General features: G+C 35.5%; 11 protein-coding genes. 1 reads left to right on the top strand and 10 read right to left on the bottom strand.

Features of this window, described 5'->3' with window-relative positions; translation table 11 throughout:
• Positions 1-253: 253 nt before the first annotated feature.
• The 9 genes from lqo to betB all read right to left on the bottom strand — a co-directional run bounded on the left by lqo (position 254) and on the right by betB (position 13542).
• Complete coding sequence (lqo, locus tag HMPREF2597_RS08610) at positions 254-1753, bottom strand: L-lactate dehydrogenase (quinone) (RefSeq protein WP_070817271.1); 1500 nt, start codon at positions 1751-1753, stop codon at positions 254-256.
• A 305-nt stretch (positions 1754-2058) separates the two neighbouring features.
• Positions 2059-2886: a pyruvate, water dikinase regulatory protein gene (locus HMPREF2597_RS08605; protein ID WP_002460572.1), complete on the bottom strand. Its 828-nt coding sequence runs from the start codon at positions 2884-2886 to the stop codon at positions 2059-2061.
• On the bottom strand, positions 2879-5503 hold the full coding sequence (gene ppdK, locus HMPREF2597_RS08600; protein WP_002478548.1) for a pyruvate, phosphate dikinase: 2625 nt from the start codon (positions 5501-5503) through the stop codon (positions 2879-2881). The genes HMPREF2597_RS08605 and ppdK overlap by 8 nt, the downstream gene beginning before the upstream one ends.
• Positions 5504-5751: 248 nt before the next feature.
• Complete coding sequence (gene mbcS, locus HMPREF2597_RS08595; protein ID WP_002478547.1) at positions 5752-7344, bottom strand: acyl-CoA synthetase MbcS; 1593 nt, start codon at positions 7342-7344, stop codon at positions 5752-5754.
• Between the two features lie 636 nt (positions 7345-7980).
• Positions 7981-8430 carry an antibiotic biosynthesis monooxygenase family protein gene (locus HMPREF2597_RS08590; RefSeq protein WP_070817270.1) on the bottom strand — a complete coding sequence of 150 codons (450 nt, stop codon included), beginning with the start codon at positions 8428-8430 and terminating at the stop codon, positions 7981-7983.
• Positions 8420-8689, bottom strand: a complete 270-nt coding sequence (locus HMPREF2597_RS08585; RefSeq protein ID WP_002460576.1) for a YozE family protein — start codon at positions 8687-8689, stop codon at positions 8420-8422. The genes HMPREF2597_RS08590 and HMPREF2597_RS08585 overlap by 11 nt, the downstream gene beginning before the upstream one ends.
• Before the next feature lie 138 nt (positions 8690-8827).
• On the bottom strand, positions 8828-10006 hold the full coding sequence (locus HMPREF2597_RS08580) for a M20 family metallopeptidase (RefSeq protein WP_002478545.1): 1179 nt from the start codon (positions 10004-10006) through the stop codon (positions 8828-8830).
• A 247-nt stretch (positions 10007-10253) separates the two neighbouring features.
• Positions 10254-11960 carry a choline dehydrogenase gene (gene betA, locus HMPREF2597_RS08575; protein WP_002478544.1) on the bottom strand — a complete coding sequence of 569 codons (1707 nt, stop codon included), beginning with the start codon at positions 11958-11960 and terminating at the stop codon, positions 10254-10256.
• A gap of 91 nt (positions 11961-12051) precedes the next feature.
• A complete protein-coding gene (betB, locus tag HMPREF2597_RS08570; protein ID WP_012990700.1) occupies positions 12052-13542 on the bottom strand; it encodes a betaine-aldehyde dehydrogenase in 1491 nt (496 codons plus the stop codon).
• Positions 13543-13909: 367 nt separating this feature from the next.
• Here betB and HMPREF2597_RS08565 point away from each other — a divergent pair, with 367 nt between their 5' ends.
• Entirely contained in the window at positions 13910-14470 is a 561-nt protein-coding gene (locus tag HMPREF2597_RS08565) for a choline uptake/conversion transcriptional regulator CudC (protein ID WP_002478542.1), read from the top strand.
• 52 nt (positions 14471-14522) lie between these two features.
• Here HMPREF2597_RS08565 and HMPREF2597_RS08560 read toward each other — a convergent pair whose 3' ends face one another.
• Entirely contained in the window at positions 14523-16148 is a 1626-nt protein-coding gene (locus HMPREF2597_RS08560) for a BCCT family transporter (RefSeq protein WP_002478541.1), read from the bottom strand.
• Positions 16149-16933 lie beyond the last annotated feature (785 nt).

The following is a 16933-nucleotide window of genomic DNA, read 5'->3' as shown; positions in this document are numbered from 1 at the left end:
TATGGGAACGAGACAGCATTCATTATGAATTTATAATCCCACCCCAGCAAGATTGACTAGGATTGAACACAGCAAACGTATTTTTAATCCAGTCAACTACTGCCAATATATCGTTCATAGCCTAAAACATAATGATGTCCTAGTCTCACTTAATTGTAAAAAAAGAAGGCAATTTCTATTGAAATTAATAGAATTACCTTCTTCTGCTTATCAGAGACATTGATGTCACTGACTTCTGTTATCGCATTATTTATTATTTTTCATCATCATAATAACCTAATTCAAGGTCTTTAGATGTTTGACGACGTGTTTTTCTCATTAAATCAACATCTGTAATTAATGATTCACCATAAGAAGGAATCATTTCTTTTACTTTTGGTTTCCAGTCATCAGCATATTCTGGGAAGTTTCTTTCAAGAACTTCTAGTGCAACTGATACTGATGTTGATGCCCCTGGTGATTCACCAAGTAAAGCAATAACTGTATGGTCTTGTGAATTAACCACTTCTGTACCGAATTGAATAAATCCTTTGCCGTGTTCTTTAGTATCTTTGATAACTTGAACACGTTTACCAGCAGTGTATAATTCCCAATCTTCATCACGTGCTTCTGGATAGAATGTACGTAAGTGATTCATACAACCTTCTTTAGTCATAATAATTTGATCGAATGAATATTTAAGTAATGGTAAGTTTTTAACGGCAGCCGCTAACATTGTTGTAATGTTATGTGGCTTGATAGATTTGAATAAATCTAAATTAGAACCATTTTTCAAGAATTTAGGTCCAACGTTAGCGAATGGTCCAAATAACAATGTTCTTTGACCATCGATATAACGCGCATCTAAATGCGGCACAGTCATTGGTGGTGTGCCTGGTGGCTCTTTACCATAAACTTTGGCATCATGTTGCTCGATAACTTGTGGATTTGTACAAGCTAAGAATTGACCTGTAATTGGGAATCCACCTAAGTGTTTGCTTTCAGGAATACCTGTTTTTTGTAATAATGGAATCGCTGCACCACCTGCGCCAATAAATACATAGTCAGTCACTTGTGTTTGCACTTGGCCAGTAGCACGGTTGCGAATTTTCACTTCCCATTTACCGTCTTTAAGACGATTGAAATCAAGCACTTCATGGTTAAAGTGAACTTCAGCATTTGGATGTGCTTCGATATTTTTAGTCATTTTACGTGTTAACTCACCAAAGTTAACGTCAGTACCTTCGTCGATTTTACTTGCAGCCATTTTACCGTCATCGACACGGCCTTCCATCATTAATGGAACCCATTTTCTCAATGTTTCTATATCTTCTGTATACTCGATATTATCAAACATTGGGAAATCTTTCATAGCTTCATAACGTTTTTTCAAGAATTTTTGGTTATTAACGCCTCTAACAAAACTAATATGTGGTAGTGGGTCAATAAATTCTCTTGGGTTATCAATGCTACCTGATTTAACTAAATGACCCCAAAACTGTTTAGAAATCTCGAATTCCTCATTAATTTCTTTCGCTTTTTCAATGTCAATTGAACCATCAGGTTGTTCAACAGTATAGTTCAATTCACATAGTGCTGCATGACCTGTACCAGCATTATGTCGTTCGTTAGAACTTTCAAGTGCAGGACGGTCCATACGTTCATAAAGCTTGATATTCCAGTTAGGTTCAAGCTCTTTTAACATAGAACCAAATGTAGTGCTTAAGACACCAGCGCCAATTAAAATGACGTCTTTTGGTTGTGAGTTTGCCATATGTTACACCTCTCTATTGATTACATTTAATTTATATATACAATAAATAGTGCTCTTTCCTAAAACACCCATTTATTGCTTTAATTTAGCAAATCGCTAAACTTCTAAATTAAATAAGTACTTCGTGTATAATTTTAAAGCAATATTATGAAATTGTAAATCAGTTAATCTACATCTCAAAGAAAAAAGTTATCGTACAATATAATTTAACTTCAATAAAAATTTTGTTATAACATTTTTTACTAAAAATCCAACGTCAGCACTTAACAAGTTGTGTGACGTTGAATTTTTCATATACCTCATATTTAGTATTTTGGCTGTAAAAATTTTTCAATATAAAATGCTGATTCTTCAATGGATTTATACTCTGTATTAATCACTGTGGCATTTAACTTTTTAAATACTTCCTCAGCATATGATAACTCCTTTTTGATACGTTCTAAGCTATTATACTGAGATTCTTGCGTTAAACCCAGAGTTTCAACACGATTTTTACGTATGTTAGCTATATATTGTGGACTCGCTGTTAATCCAAAGACCTTTAATCCCTTTTGTTTAAAAACACTCTCTGGAATTGCTACTTCTGGCACCAATGGAATGTTGGCTATTTTATAACCTTTATTAGCCAAATACATGCTTAATGGCGTTTTTGATGTTCTGGAAACACCTACGATAAGTGCATCCGCCTCTCCGATATCTGAAAAATGCTTGCCATCATCATACTTCACTGAATATTCAATAGCCTTAATACGTTTAAAATATTCATCATTTAGTTTTCTAAGTGCGCCACTTTCTAGTAACGGTTCAGTTTGTGTCTGTTCCTGAACGATTGAAATCAATTCTGACATATAATCGACATAAGGCAGTGCTTTTTCTTCGGCAAAGCGATGTCCTAGTGAATTAAATGACGGATTCACTAGTGTGGTCGCAACGATCGCCCCTTGTTCATGTGCTAAATTCAACACATTTAAAAATTCTTCTTCATTTTTAATATAGGGAAATTTTTTAATTTCAACCTGTGTTAAATCCGGAAATTGTGTCAATGTGGCTTGGATCATCCGCTGTGCAGTTTCACCAATAGAATCAGAAACGATAAATAACTTTAATACATGTTGCTTCACTATACTACTCACTTTCCTCCACTTGACTTTGTGCTGTTGCAATAATTGCGCCAGGCACTCTGAATGGTGAACAAGAAACATAATCGATGCTTAATTTATTGAATTGATGGATTGATTTCGCATCGCCACCTAATTCACCACAAACACCAATTTTAATATTCGAATTGACACGTTTGGCCTGTTCAACAGCTATTTGTATTAATCGTCCTACACCGTCTTTATCTAAAGTTTGGAACGGGTCAAGCTTCAATATATTTCTTTCAGTATACACATTTATGAATTTTCCTGCATCATCACGTGAAAAACCATATGCTAATTGCGTTAAATCATTAGTTCCAAAACTAAAGAAATCACAATGTTCAGCTAACTCACCAGCAATAAGACATGCGCGTGGTGTTTCAATCATTGTACCTACAAGATAATCGACTTTTTCGCCAGCTTGTTGTTCTAATTTATGAATTGTTTCCACTAAATCTTCTTTTAAAACCGTAAATTCTTCAACTGTAGATACTAACGGTATCATAATTTCTGGTTTACAATTAATACCTTCTTTTTTCAACCTTATGACACTACTAATGATTGCTTCGACTTGCATTTCATATAATTCAGGATAAGTAACGGCTAAACGACAACCACGATGACCGAGCATTGGATTTACTTCATGCAAATCAACAATACGTTTTTTCAATATGTCCTCGGAAATATTTAATTGTTGAGCAACATGTTGTATGTCTTCAGCTGAATTAGGTAAAAATTCATGTAATGGTGGATCTAATAATCGAACAATCGTTGGACGTTCTCCTGATAATCTAAAGATGGCTTCGAAATCTTCAACCTGATATTTTTCAATTGCATTTAAAGCGTCAACACGCTCATCATATGATGACGCTAAAATAAAACGTCTCATCTCAACTAAACGTTCTGCACCAAAGAACATATGCTCTGTTCGAACTAAACCGATACCTTTAGCACCAAATTGATAACCAGCTTCAATATCTTGTGGCGTTTCAGCATTCATTCGTACACTTAAACGTGCCGTATCTTCAGCCCATGTCATAAATTGGTCAAAGTCTTCACTATGCTCTGCATTAACCGTTTTAATTTCACCAAAATAAATATCACCTTTGGAACCATCTACAGAAATTGTATCTCCTTCATGTAATTCACCATCTGGATAATAAACAGTCTTAGCTGATGTATTGATTTCTAAATCTGAACATCCTGTTACACAACATTTACCCATACCACGTGCTACTACTGCTGCATGCGATGTCATACCACCATGTGTCGTAATGATTGCTTCACTTGCAACCATACCTTCTATATCTTCTGGAGATGTCTCTGGACGCATTAATATTACTTTTTTGCCTGAATCAGCTTGTACTTTAGCATCTTCAGCAGAAAAGACGATTTGACCTGTCGCAGCCCCTGGACTTGCTGGTAACCCGAGTGTTGATATTGTAGTTGCTTCCGCTAAAGCTTTGTCATCAAAGTTAGGATGCAGTAATTGGTCAATTGCTTTAACGTCAACCTTTCGCATCGCTTCTTGTTGTGTAATTAATCCCTCATTAGCTAAATCAACCGCAATTTTAACAGCTGCTTTTGCCGTGCGTTTCCCATTACGTGTTTGCAATAAGTAAAGCTTACCGTTTTCTATCGTAAATTCAATATCCTGCATATCTTTATAATGTGCTTCTAATTGTTTTGTTACTTTGACAAAGGCTTGATGAACATCTGGCATTTGGTCGTATAACGTTTGAATATCTTGTGGCGTACGAATACCAGCTACAACGTCTTCACCTTGTGCATTCAATAAATATTCACCAAACAATCGATTCTCTCCTGTTACTGGATTACGTGTGAAAGCAACACCTGTACCGCTTTTATCACCACTATTACCAAAGACCATTTCTTGAATATTTACTGCTGTACCTATATCATGTGGAATTTCATTTAAATCGCGATAGACACGTGCACGATCATTGTCCCATGACTTAAATACAGCCTCGATGGCTTCTTCTAACTGCTTCAATGGTTCTTGAGGGAATGGTTTACGTGCTTCCTCTAAATAAATTGTTTTAAAGCGTTCGCATATATCTTTTAAGCCATCTGCACTAATTGCAGCATCATTTTCAAAACCATGTCGTTGCTTATAGTCTTCAAAATATGTATCAAACGCAACCATTGGAATATTGTAAACAACTTCGCCAAACATTTGAAGTAAGCGACGGTAACAATCATAAGCAAATCTTACATCACCCGTTTTGCTAGCAAGTGTTTCCACATTATCATCATTAAGCCCTAAGTTTAAAATTGTATCCATCATGCCCGGCATCGAAATTTTTGCGCCACTTCTAACGGAAACTAGTAATAAGTTGGTATCTGAAGAAAAGGCTTTTCCAGTACGTTTAGTGAATGCAGCTAAATGATCAACTAACTGTGTCTTAACTTCTGTAGGTAGTTGCGCATGTTGTCTTAAATATTCGATACACGCTTCAGTAGTAATCGTAAAGCCATCGGGCACTGGCAGGCCAAGGCGTTTCATTTCTGATAAATTTGCGCCTTTGCCACCAAGTAAATCTTTCATTGTGCGTTGTCCTTCATCAAATGCATAAATATATTTTGTCAATGTGTTCACCTCATATTATTATGTCATACTAATTATTTTAAAGTATGTCATAAATGTGTGAGTTTTACAACAATAACATATATAAAATGAAATATTATATACTTTTAAAGTCACATTTCAGTAACATTATTAGTCTTTTTGAATGTGTATGCAGTAATTAAATTATTGTGTCATACTATTTTGAATAGTACATAAAAAAACCGTAAAGCATGCTTCAACATCCTTTACGGTTAAGTTAATATAACAGTTTATTGTTTAAATTGTTGGTTGTACTTTTGACGTTCTGCATCACGCAATTCTACACGACGAATTTTTCCGGAATTGGTCTTTGGTAAATCTTCTACAAATTCAATCGCTCTAGGATATTTATATGGTGCAACGGTCTTTTTAGTAAAGTCTTGCAATGTTTTAACTAAGTCATCACTTGCTTTATAACCCTCATTTAAAATAACAAATGCTTTGACTATATTTCCACGTATTTCATGGGGACTGGCTACCACTGCACATTCTTTTACGGCTGGATGATGAGTTAATGCATCTTCTACTTCAAAAGGTCCAATCGTGTAACCAGAACTGATGATGATATCATCACTGCGTCCTTCAAACCAGAAATAACCATCTTCATCAATATGTGCTAAATCACCAGTGATATAATACTTCCCAGCATGTGCGGCTTTAGTTCGCGCTTCATCTTTATAATAACCTTTAAATAATGCTGGTAAATCTAGTGGTACACCAATATTTCCTTTCACACCAGGAGCAACTTGGCGTCCTTCATCATCAACTACTGTTGTGTCACTACCTGGAATTGCTTTACCCATAGAACCTGGGCGTGGTTTTGTATCTTTTAAAAATCCAATCAATAATGTGCTCTCTGTTTGACCATAGCCATCACGAACAGTAAGCCCAAAGTGCGCTTCAAACTGATTAACAACCTCTTTATTTAAAGGCTCACCAGCTGATACTGCACTATGTAAATGATGAATATCATACTTATCTAAATTGGATAATTTAGCCATCATTCGATACTCTGTTGGCGTACAGCATAAGACATTAATCTTAAAATTTTGTAATAGCTCTAAGTACCGAGTAGGATTAAACTTGCCATTGTAAACAAATGCTGTAGCTCCTGACCCCATAATAGAAAGGAAAGGTGTCCATACCCATTTTTGCCAACCTGGTGCAGCGGTTGCCCACACCAGATCATCTTCTTTAATACTTAACCAATGCTTAGGTGCCATTTTCATATGAGCAAAACCCCAACCATGTGTATGTGTAACTGCTTTTGGATTCCCTGTTGTACCGGACGTATAAGATAGTATCGCAATATCATCTCGACTGGTTGGTGCCATATCTAATTCTTCACTTTGATTCAAGCGCTCGTCATCAATAGAAATCCATGCTTCATGGTGTCCTGCGACAACAAATTTAGTTAATGATGTATACTCCTCTATATTCAAAAACTCTTTAATAAATTCCGGCATAGTAATAACCGCATCTATTTCTCCGTGCGAAATACGATATTGCAAATCTTTAGTACGCAGCATTTCAGAACTTGGAATAATTGCAATACCGAGCTTTAATGCAGCGATATAAATTCTATATGTAGAGATTGACCGCGGCATCATGATTAAAATTTTATCTCCCTTTTTGAGACCATGATTTAACAGCACATGCCCGACTTGATTAGCTTGTTTCATTAAGTCTGCATAAGTTACCGCGATTGGGTCATTATGTCCATTTTCATAAATAATTGCATTTTTATCTTGGTCAGAAACATGTTTTTCAATTTCACTGACAATATTATATGTTTCTGGCGCTAATAAACTTGATTGTTTCATATCGTAACTTCCTTTCGCCTTCCAATGATATTATCTTATCAAACCCTATAATGCATTGAAAAAGTAAACACTTATGAAAGTGGTTTCATTATAAAAAAGTATAAAGTTGTTAAAATTAATTATAAAAATTCTGTGATGATCGATTTCTTTATAACAATGAATAGTTAAAAATTGTTCAGACTTCTATTTTCAATTCATAAAATAATTAGCTCTTCCCTTTTGAAATTTGATAGCGAGACAACATTTATTACAAATTCGTAGTCCCGCCCCTGCAAAGTTGATAAGGATTGAAAACAGCTTGGTACCATCCCATTTTCAATCCAGTCAACTACCGCCAATATAGAGTTCATAGCTTAAAACATAATGATGTCCCAGACTCCGTGTATATGAAAATTAATTAAGAAAGATTATGAATCATGCTAACTTCTCAAACTTATCAACTCGTATTGTTTCACTACTTAGATATTGATATAAGAGATTATCTAATGCAGTAGCTCATAACTTTAATTACACTTTTTAAAAGAAATTTAATATTCTAAACAACAAAAATGACAATTTCTACTTTATTTTAATAGAAATTGCCATTTTTCGACTTACAGTGATTGATGTCCCACCTACTCAAGTCTGGTGACACTTTTATGAAGTATATCGTTCACATATAATCCCAATATGATAAGACAATTTGCGATTGACTAACCGTACGTCCGCACCTTGTGACGTGCCACGTTTTTGATGTGTCTGTGAATAGGCCGAAGATTGTTGCCAATTTTTAAACGATTGATGGTTCAACCATTGCGTAATGATGACATAATGCTGACCTTGTTCATTTGGGCGTAAAAAGCGTAGCGCTCTAAAACCAGGTACAGATGCTAAATGTTGTTGACACTGTAAAAATTTTTGCTCAAATGCTCCTTCTTGTCCTTTATTCACATATAAATGATTTAACATACAATAGCCATTATCGATTAATTCATTTATAGACTCTAAAATCATATATTCAAAGTGCTGATGATTTTTATAAATGCGCATTGTTTGCGGCGAAGTAGCTTCTAAAGCATAATACGGTGCTTTTTCATTAATCTTCATTAACATTTTCCTTTGGTTCTGTCTTTATGTGATCTACTAAACTAAAGTGCACTGTTTGCTGTTCATATAAAGATAATGAACGCTTTACTGTTTCTAAATGTTCATCATCTAACTCAATCTCATCGATAAAATAGCTCAATATATTATCAGTTGTCTTCTCATGTTTAGGAAACTGACAATCCTTGTTTAAATAATGAGCTAATTCTCCTAGAGGCGTCTGGTCTCCGACAAAGTTCTGCATGTAATCATAAAAAGTCACACTTTCACCTCTTCATTAGTATGTATCCCCATACTAACACGTAAACAATAATAAAACATCATATATTTAACTATTTCCAATAAAAAGTTATAAATTTTTAAATTTAATTTAACAAATAGTTAATTTAAATTAAGATATCTATCCTTGTAAATAATCTAAAACAATTGTACCTACAGCTTCTGCAGCAACTAACATGGAAGATTCGTCGATATTAAATTTCGGATGATGATGCGGATATGCATGTCCTTGCTGTGGTGCAGCTCCTGAATATAAAAACGTACTTGGTAACGCTTGAGCATAATATGCGAAATCTTCTGATGGTGGTTGTGGTTCACATTCTTCTACGCCTATTACATCTGGTAATTGCGCTTGTCTTAATGTTTCAACAATATAAGATGTAAACTGAGGATCATTGTATAACGCGGGATAATCTGGTTGAAATTCAAAGTCATATTGAACATCAAATGATGTAGCTATACCTTGAACAATACGTTCAAGTTCATATTTAATCGTGTCTCGTGTGGCATCTGTTAAAGCACGAACATCTCCTTCGATTTCAACGGTATCTTTTATTACATTAAACTGACCTTTACCATCAAAGGATCCTATCGTCACAACGCCTGTTTCAAAAGGACTCAATCGTCTTGAAACTACATTTTGCGCTGTAGTGACGAAGTTAGCACCAGCGACAATCGCATCCTTAGCAGTATGAGGTGATGAGCCATGTCCACCTTCTCCGTGTATAGTTAATTTAAAATAAGCGCGTCCTGTTTGCGTATTACCTTCATGGTAATAAATTTTACCTGATGTCATATTCGTCATAACATGAATGCCTAAAACGTGATCAACACCTTCTAAAACACCGTCCTCAATCATACCTTTCGCACCACCTGGTGGCATTTCTTCTGCTGGCTGATGAATGACAACGACTTTACCACTAAATTGATCTTTCATTTCAATTAATGTTTCCGCTAGAACAAGCATATATGCCGTATGCGCATCATGACCACAAGCATGCATGACTCCTTCATTTTGGGAAGCATATGATAATCCAGTATCTTCTTGAATTGGTAACGCATCGAAGTCCGCACGAATGGCAATCGTTTTACCTGGTTTGCCACTATCAATGGTCACTTTTACACCATTAGGACCAACATTCGTTTGGACATCACACGCTTTGTCCTTATAGAATTCAGCAATATACTTAGGTGTTTCTGTTTCATGGAATGATAATTCTGGATGTTCATGTAAATATCGACGTATATCAATCATACGTTGCTCTTTTGCTTTTAAACGTTCAACTAATGTTTCCCCCATATTCACCACTCCTTTTATTATTTATAAGTCCATTATAAATCTTTCACAATAAGATTTGTTGTGACACACACTCAAGTAATTTTATAAGTATAAAAAAAGCAGGACTGAAATCTAATTTTAAAGATTTCATTATCCTGCATCATCTGCTTTGCTTGTGGAAATGCTTGTAGCATCTCTCTATGCTGGGGGCCACCCCAATTTGCTCTACTTGTCAAATTTCTTGTCGAAATTCTCTCTGCTGGCCTCATTAGTATGGGTAGTATGGATTGTGTTCCATTGCACCATCGTTGGGGTCGTGTTTGCCATGGATGTAATAATCTACGTATTGTGGTTCTAATGGTTTTTTGCCGCGAATGATATCTGCTGCTTTTTCGGCAAGCATAAGTACCGGTGCGTGAATGTTTCCATTTGTAGTTCTTGGCATTGCTGAAGCATCCACGACGCGCAAATTCTCCATGCCATGGACTTTCATTGTTAGTGGATCTACAACTGCCATTGGATCTGTTGCCGGCCCCATTTTTGCACTGCATGATGGGTGTAATGCTGTTTCACCATCTTTACGCACCCAGTCCAATATTTCTTCATCTGTTTGTACAGATGGTCCCGGAGAAATTTCACCACCATTAAATGAATCCATCGCTTTTTGAGATAAAATATTACGCGCTACACGAATCGCTTCTACCCATTCTTGTTCATCTTCTTTTGTTGAAAGATAGTTAAACACGATGCTTGGCTTTTCAAATGGATCTTTAGATTTAATCTTTAAGCTGCCACGTGAGTTTGAATACATTGGTCCTACATGTACTTGATAACCATGAGCAACTGGTGCTTTTTGTCCGTCATATCTTACAGCAATTGGTAAGAAATGGAACATTAAGTTAGGATAGGCAACTTGATCATTTGATCTAACAAAGGCACCACCCTCAAAGTGATTGGAAGCTGCTGCACCTTTTCGTGCAAAAATCCATTGCAAACCAATCCATGGCATGCGTTTAACATCTAAACTAGGTTGTAAAGAGACTGGTTCTTTACATTCATGTTGAATATAAACTTCTAAATGGTCTTCAAAGTTTTCTCCAACACCCGGTAAATGCACGCGTGGCTCAATGCCTTTTGATTTTAAGAAGTCCGCATCTCCTATACCAGATAATTGTAATAATTGCGGTGTGTTAAAAGCACCACCTGATAAAATCACTTCTCCTGCATTTACAGTATGATTTTTTCCATTACGTTTGAACGTTACACCGGTAGCTTTATTACCTTCAAAGTGCAATTCAGTGACGAAAGCACGTGTCTTAACCGTTAAATTCTTACGCTTCATTGCTGGTCTTAAGTATGCTCTTGATGCAGACATACGTCGACCATGATGGACTTGACTATCGAATGGACCGAATCCTTCTTGTCTAAAACCATTGACGTCCTCTGTCTTGTGGTAACCCGCTTCAACACCTGCGTTAAAGAATGATTTGAAAAGAGGATTTGTTGCTGGTCCTCGCTTTAATTTTATTGGTCCTTGATGTCCTCTAAATTGATCATGTGGCGCTGCTCCAAAGGTTTTTTCTAATTTTTTAAAATAAGGTAAACAGTGCGCAAAATCCCAAGATTCCATACCTTCAGGTTCTGCCCAACCTTCGTAATCTAATGGATTGCCTCGTTGATAAATCATTCCATTGATAGAGCTTGAGCCGCCTAAGACTTTACCACGCGCATGGTCTACTTTACGTCCCATATGTGGTTCTTCTTCTGTTTGATATCTCCAATCATAGAATGGATTACCTGAAGGAAACATTAATGCTGCTGGCATTTGTATAAATAAATCCCAGGGATAGTCACTACGGCCTGCTTCTAATACAAGTACATTTTTATCTTTATCCTCAGATAAACGCGCACCTAATACAGAACCTGCACTTCCACCACCAATAATGACATAATCATATGACTTGTTTTCACTCATGTTGATTTCGTCCTCCCTTATAAAATAAAATGATGTGTCTCTCGCATATATAAGTTTGTTTTAACTTTATTTACAATGTATGAACGCTCTTTTATTTACTAAAGAAATTGATTGGTTCTGGCTTCGTATTCGTTAAAATATGTTTACTGATTAAATATTCTTCTAATCCTTCTTTACCTAATTCGCGACCAATACCTGATTGTTTAAAACCACCCCATGGTGCTTGAGCAAAGTAAGGATGGAAATCATTTATCCACACTGTACCTAATTTAAGTTTATTAGCCACACGCTGTGCTTTACCTAAATCTTTTGTGAATACGGCACCAGCTAAGCCATAAATTGAGTCATTAGCTAATTCTATAACTTCTTCTTCGCTATCAAATTCCTCAATAGTCACAACAGGTCCAAAGACTTCTTCTTGAACAATACGCATTGATGTATCGCAATTTGTGATAACTGTTGGTTCAAAGAATAACCCATTTTGTAGGTCTTCTCTATCGGGACGTTTGCCGCCAATAGCAATTGTAGCGCCCTCTTTTTTAGCAATTTCCATATAGCTTTCAATTTTGTCACGATGTTCTGTAGAGATAACTGGCCCCATTTCAGTATCATCATCGAAGCCGTTCCCTAATTTAATTTTACCTACACGATCAATAAGTGCTTTTTCAAAATCACCTTTGATATCGTTATGAACTAAAATACGTGATCCAGCTGAACAAACTTGGCCTGCATGGAAGTAACCACCATTTAATGCTTGATCTACCGCTAAGTCGAAGTCAGCATCAGCAAAAATAATATTAGGGTTCTTACCACCCAGTTCTAATGCTATGTTCGTTACATTATTCGCAGCATTTTTCATAATGTGTTTTCCGGTCTCAATTCCGCCTGTAAATGAAACTAGATCCACTTCTTTATGACCCGATAATGTGTCCCCTACTTCTTCACCACTACTAAGTATCAAATTAATCACGCCTTTAGGGAAACCAACTTCTTCCATTAATTCAAATACTCTAATTGTAGTCAATGGTGTAATTTCACTTGGTTTCATTACAAGCGAACAACCAGTTGCTAATGCTGGCGCAATTTTCCAAGACGCTTGTAATAAAGGATAATTCCAAGGTGTAATTTGAGTGACAACACCAACAGGTTCTTTAACAACTTTACTTTCAGTGTTTGGAATTGGCGTATTGATAATCTCTCCACCGTCTTTATCAGCTAATCCAGCAAAATAGTTAAAGACATTAGCAATATCATCCATATCTGCATATGACTCTCCTAGTGTTTTACCTGTATCTAGTGTTTCTAATTGAGCTAACTCATCACGATGTTCCGTAATTTTGTCAGCAATAGCTCTAACTTTTTTCCCTCTGACTTCACTTGTTTCTAATGACCATTCGCCATCTTCAAATGCACGACGCGCTGCTAAAATAGCTTGTTCGGCATCTTCAGCTGTACCTTCTGTTACGGTAAAAACAACCTCTTGATTATAAGGATTGATAATTTCTCTTGTATTTTTATTTGAGCTTTCAACCCATTTACCATCGATATATTGACGCTGCGACAATTTTTCTACAAGTTTCATCAAACGACCTCCGTTAAGTTTGTTAAATTTATATTTAACGAATTTTATAAATCATATGCTAGCATATGTGAAAATTTAATGTCAAATTTCATGATATTGTCATAATTTTATCTAGAGTTTAGGACATAATGATGTTTTAGACTATGAGCGATATATTGGCAGTAGTTGACTGGATTAAAAATACGCTGATACCAAGCTTTTTTCAATTCTAGTCAACCTTGCCGGGGCAGAACTACGAATTCATAATGAATGCTGTCCTGCTTCTATCTTTTTAAAGTGATTGAAAAATTTTCTATAATGTGCAAGTATGAATTGGTAATATCTAACAGTGAATGCAGCTAATGAACTGGATAATGGAGGTGAGCGTATGGTACATTCACAGTCAAATGAAGAAAAATTAGAAGCTGCTAAAGATTTAGTCATTAATTCTATTGGGCAAACTATGGACTTGTATGGCACAAATCGCAGCGTCGGAAATTTGTTTGGGACAATGGTCTTCGAAGGTAGCATGACATTAGATGAAATGCGTGAACATCTTCAGATGAGCAAACCAAGTATGAGTGCAGGTGTCAAGAAGCTTCAAGAATTCGATTTAGTGAAACAACAGTTTACGCGAGGCAGTCGAAAACAACATTTTATCGCAGAAAAAGACTTTTTTACCTTTTTCCGCAATTTCTTCACTAAAAAATGGGAGCGTGAAGTCGACACTAATATGGCAGCAATTATTGAAGCCGAAAAAATCATTACTTCAGTGCTAAATGATGAGGCAATTGATGATGAAATTAAGCAAGATGCGCTTAATATTGAGCAGCAATTGAAACATACAAAAATATATTGTCAGTGGTTGTCAAATTTAACTACAGCATTAGAAACTGGCGAAATATTTGACTACTTTCCTATTCCAAACAGCCAAGAAAACAATAATTAAACAAAAAACGTCTATGATCTTTATCAGCTGATCATAGACGTTTTTGCATATATTATAAATTATCGTCTTCGTCATTATTCTCTCTTACTTGAACGATACGCAATGAACGACGTTCTACTTCTTTCAATTTATCCGCACGAGTTTCCAGTTTAATTCTATCTTTACTCAAGGTAATAATAAACGATACCATCATGCAAATAAAGATGACAATCAGTGGCACACTGGCTAATATTGACGCAGTTTTTAGCACCTCTAACGCACGTTCGCCACCCACTAGCATAAGTGAAAATGGTAATAAGCATAATGCAAAAGCCCAGAATAAACGATTCGCTTTTAATGGTTCACCTAATACTTTCTTCTGTGTTGCTGCCGCTAAAATGTACGACCCAGAATCAAATGTCGTTGCTAAGAATAAAAACGCAGAAAGCAAGAATAGGACAATGACTGTTGTTGGAAAAGGTAATTGATGCATTACTTCGATAATCGTCGCTTCAGTACCATGACTATTTAAATATTGAATAACGTTGAATTGTTCAGAAATTTGTAGGTATACTGCGTAGTTTCCAAATATACCAAAGAACAACACACATCCTAATGTTCCATAAACAATCGTACCTAATATGACTTCTTTTAGTCTTCTACCTTTAGAAATCCGCGCAATAAACAGTCCAATAAATGGTGCGTAAACAAGCCACCATGACCAATAAAAAATCGTCCAATCTTGAGGGAAATTCGTTTCTTTACGTCCTTTAATTCCACCAAATGGTTCCATCCACGTTGCCATGTGGAAAAAGTCACGTAACATATTACCAAATCCTGTAATTGTTGTTTCCATAATAAAGATGGTTGGCCCAACGATAAACACAAATCCTAATAATAAAAATGATAACCATACATTGACATCACTTAATTTTTGAATACCCTTTTTTAAACCTGTATATGAACTAATAGCAAAGATCACTGTAATTGTGAAAAGGATAATTGATCGTAGCACCATATTTTGTCCATCAAGTCCAGTTAATTTTTCAACGCCAGCTGAGATCATTGGTACACCAAGCGCTAATGATGTTGCAGCTCCTCCTAACAAACCGAAGATAAAGAGTACATCTACAAGCTTACCTAAAAACTTGTCTGTCTGACCTTTGAGCACAGGGCGACACGCTTGACTAATTTTATAAATTGGTTGCTTTTTTACAAAGACCAAGTATCCAATCGGAAGTGCTGGCAAGACATAAATTGCCCAAGCAATTGGTCCCCAATGGAACATACCATACTGTGTCGCAAACGTTAATGCTTGATCTGACATTGGTTTCGCTCCATTTGGAGGCACTTGATAATAATATGCCCATTCAATAACACCCCAGTATAAAATATCTGAACCTATACCTGCACAAAACAGCATAGATGCCCAACTGAAATTGCTGAACTCTGGCTTATCACTTGCTTTACCCAAAGTGACATTCCCATATTTACCAAATGCTATGTAAAGTACGAAACATAAAATTGCAAGTCCAATAAATAAATATAAGGAACCTATAGAATTAGAAATAGCACTATTAATATCTGTAATGACCTTTTCACTTGCAGACGGAAAAGCCATCATTGGAATGACTGCTAACAATAAAATGACTACCGTACCTATAAAGGTAGGCCAATCCATTATTTTCTCTTTTTTCAATGTTGATCCTCCTTTAGTATCGATAAAGATTGAAACTTTGAAAATATGGTTATCAAACAAATTGTTATTAATTCACAAAATTGACAATATCTAAAAAAACATAATAATGCAAATTCAATACAAAATTATAGTTAGTAATAAGTGAATAATTATATATTATGTCATTTTACAAGCAGAGAGAACATTGCCAAAATAACAGTGTTAAGTTTGGATTTAACAAACTAAACGCTCAATGCCTATGCTTTTATTTGAATTAATATACATATTTAGTGAATATATATTTATTTTCAAATCGTACTTTATTGATAAAAAATGAGACTGAAACATCGATTTCTCTGATAAGATAAGGAACAATCTGGAGTATAAATGAAATGGGTTAAAATTAAAACGCAAAAATTTTCTTCAAATATGGTTTCCACAATATCATTAATATGGTAAGAGGTATTAAAACTGAAGATTTTTATTGGTAACGTACATATTGAGTTATGTTATTTTTTCAAAAATATTTTAAATATTAATAAGTCATATTTATGGCAAGACTCCGAGAATACATCCCCCAACAGAAAAAATGCAAAGCACATTTCGCTAAGCAAAGCAAGTTGGGGTTGGGGCCCCAACAAAGAGAATTTCGAGCAGAAATTCGCCAAGCAAAGCAAGTTGGGGTTAAGAAAGCTTTCTCCTAAGCTAGCGAGCCCAAAATTCAAAGTACTGTAAAAAATAACTGTATAGGACATCATTATATTTTAGACTATGAGCGATATATATTGGCAGTAGTTGACTGGATT

Origin of the sequence: Staphylococcus sp. HMSC063A07 (assembly GCF_001836955.1) — a bacterium.
GTDB lineage: Bacteria > Bacillota > Bacilli > Staphylococcales > Staphylococcaceae > Staphylococcus > Staphylococcus lugdunensis.
Note: the sequence above shows the minus strand (reverse complement) of the source record. Positions and strands in the feature narration are given on the sequence as shown.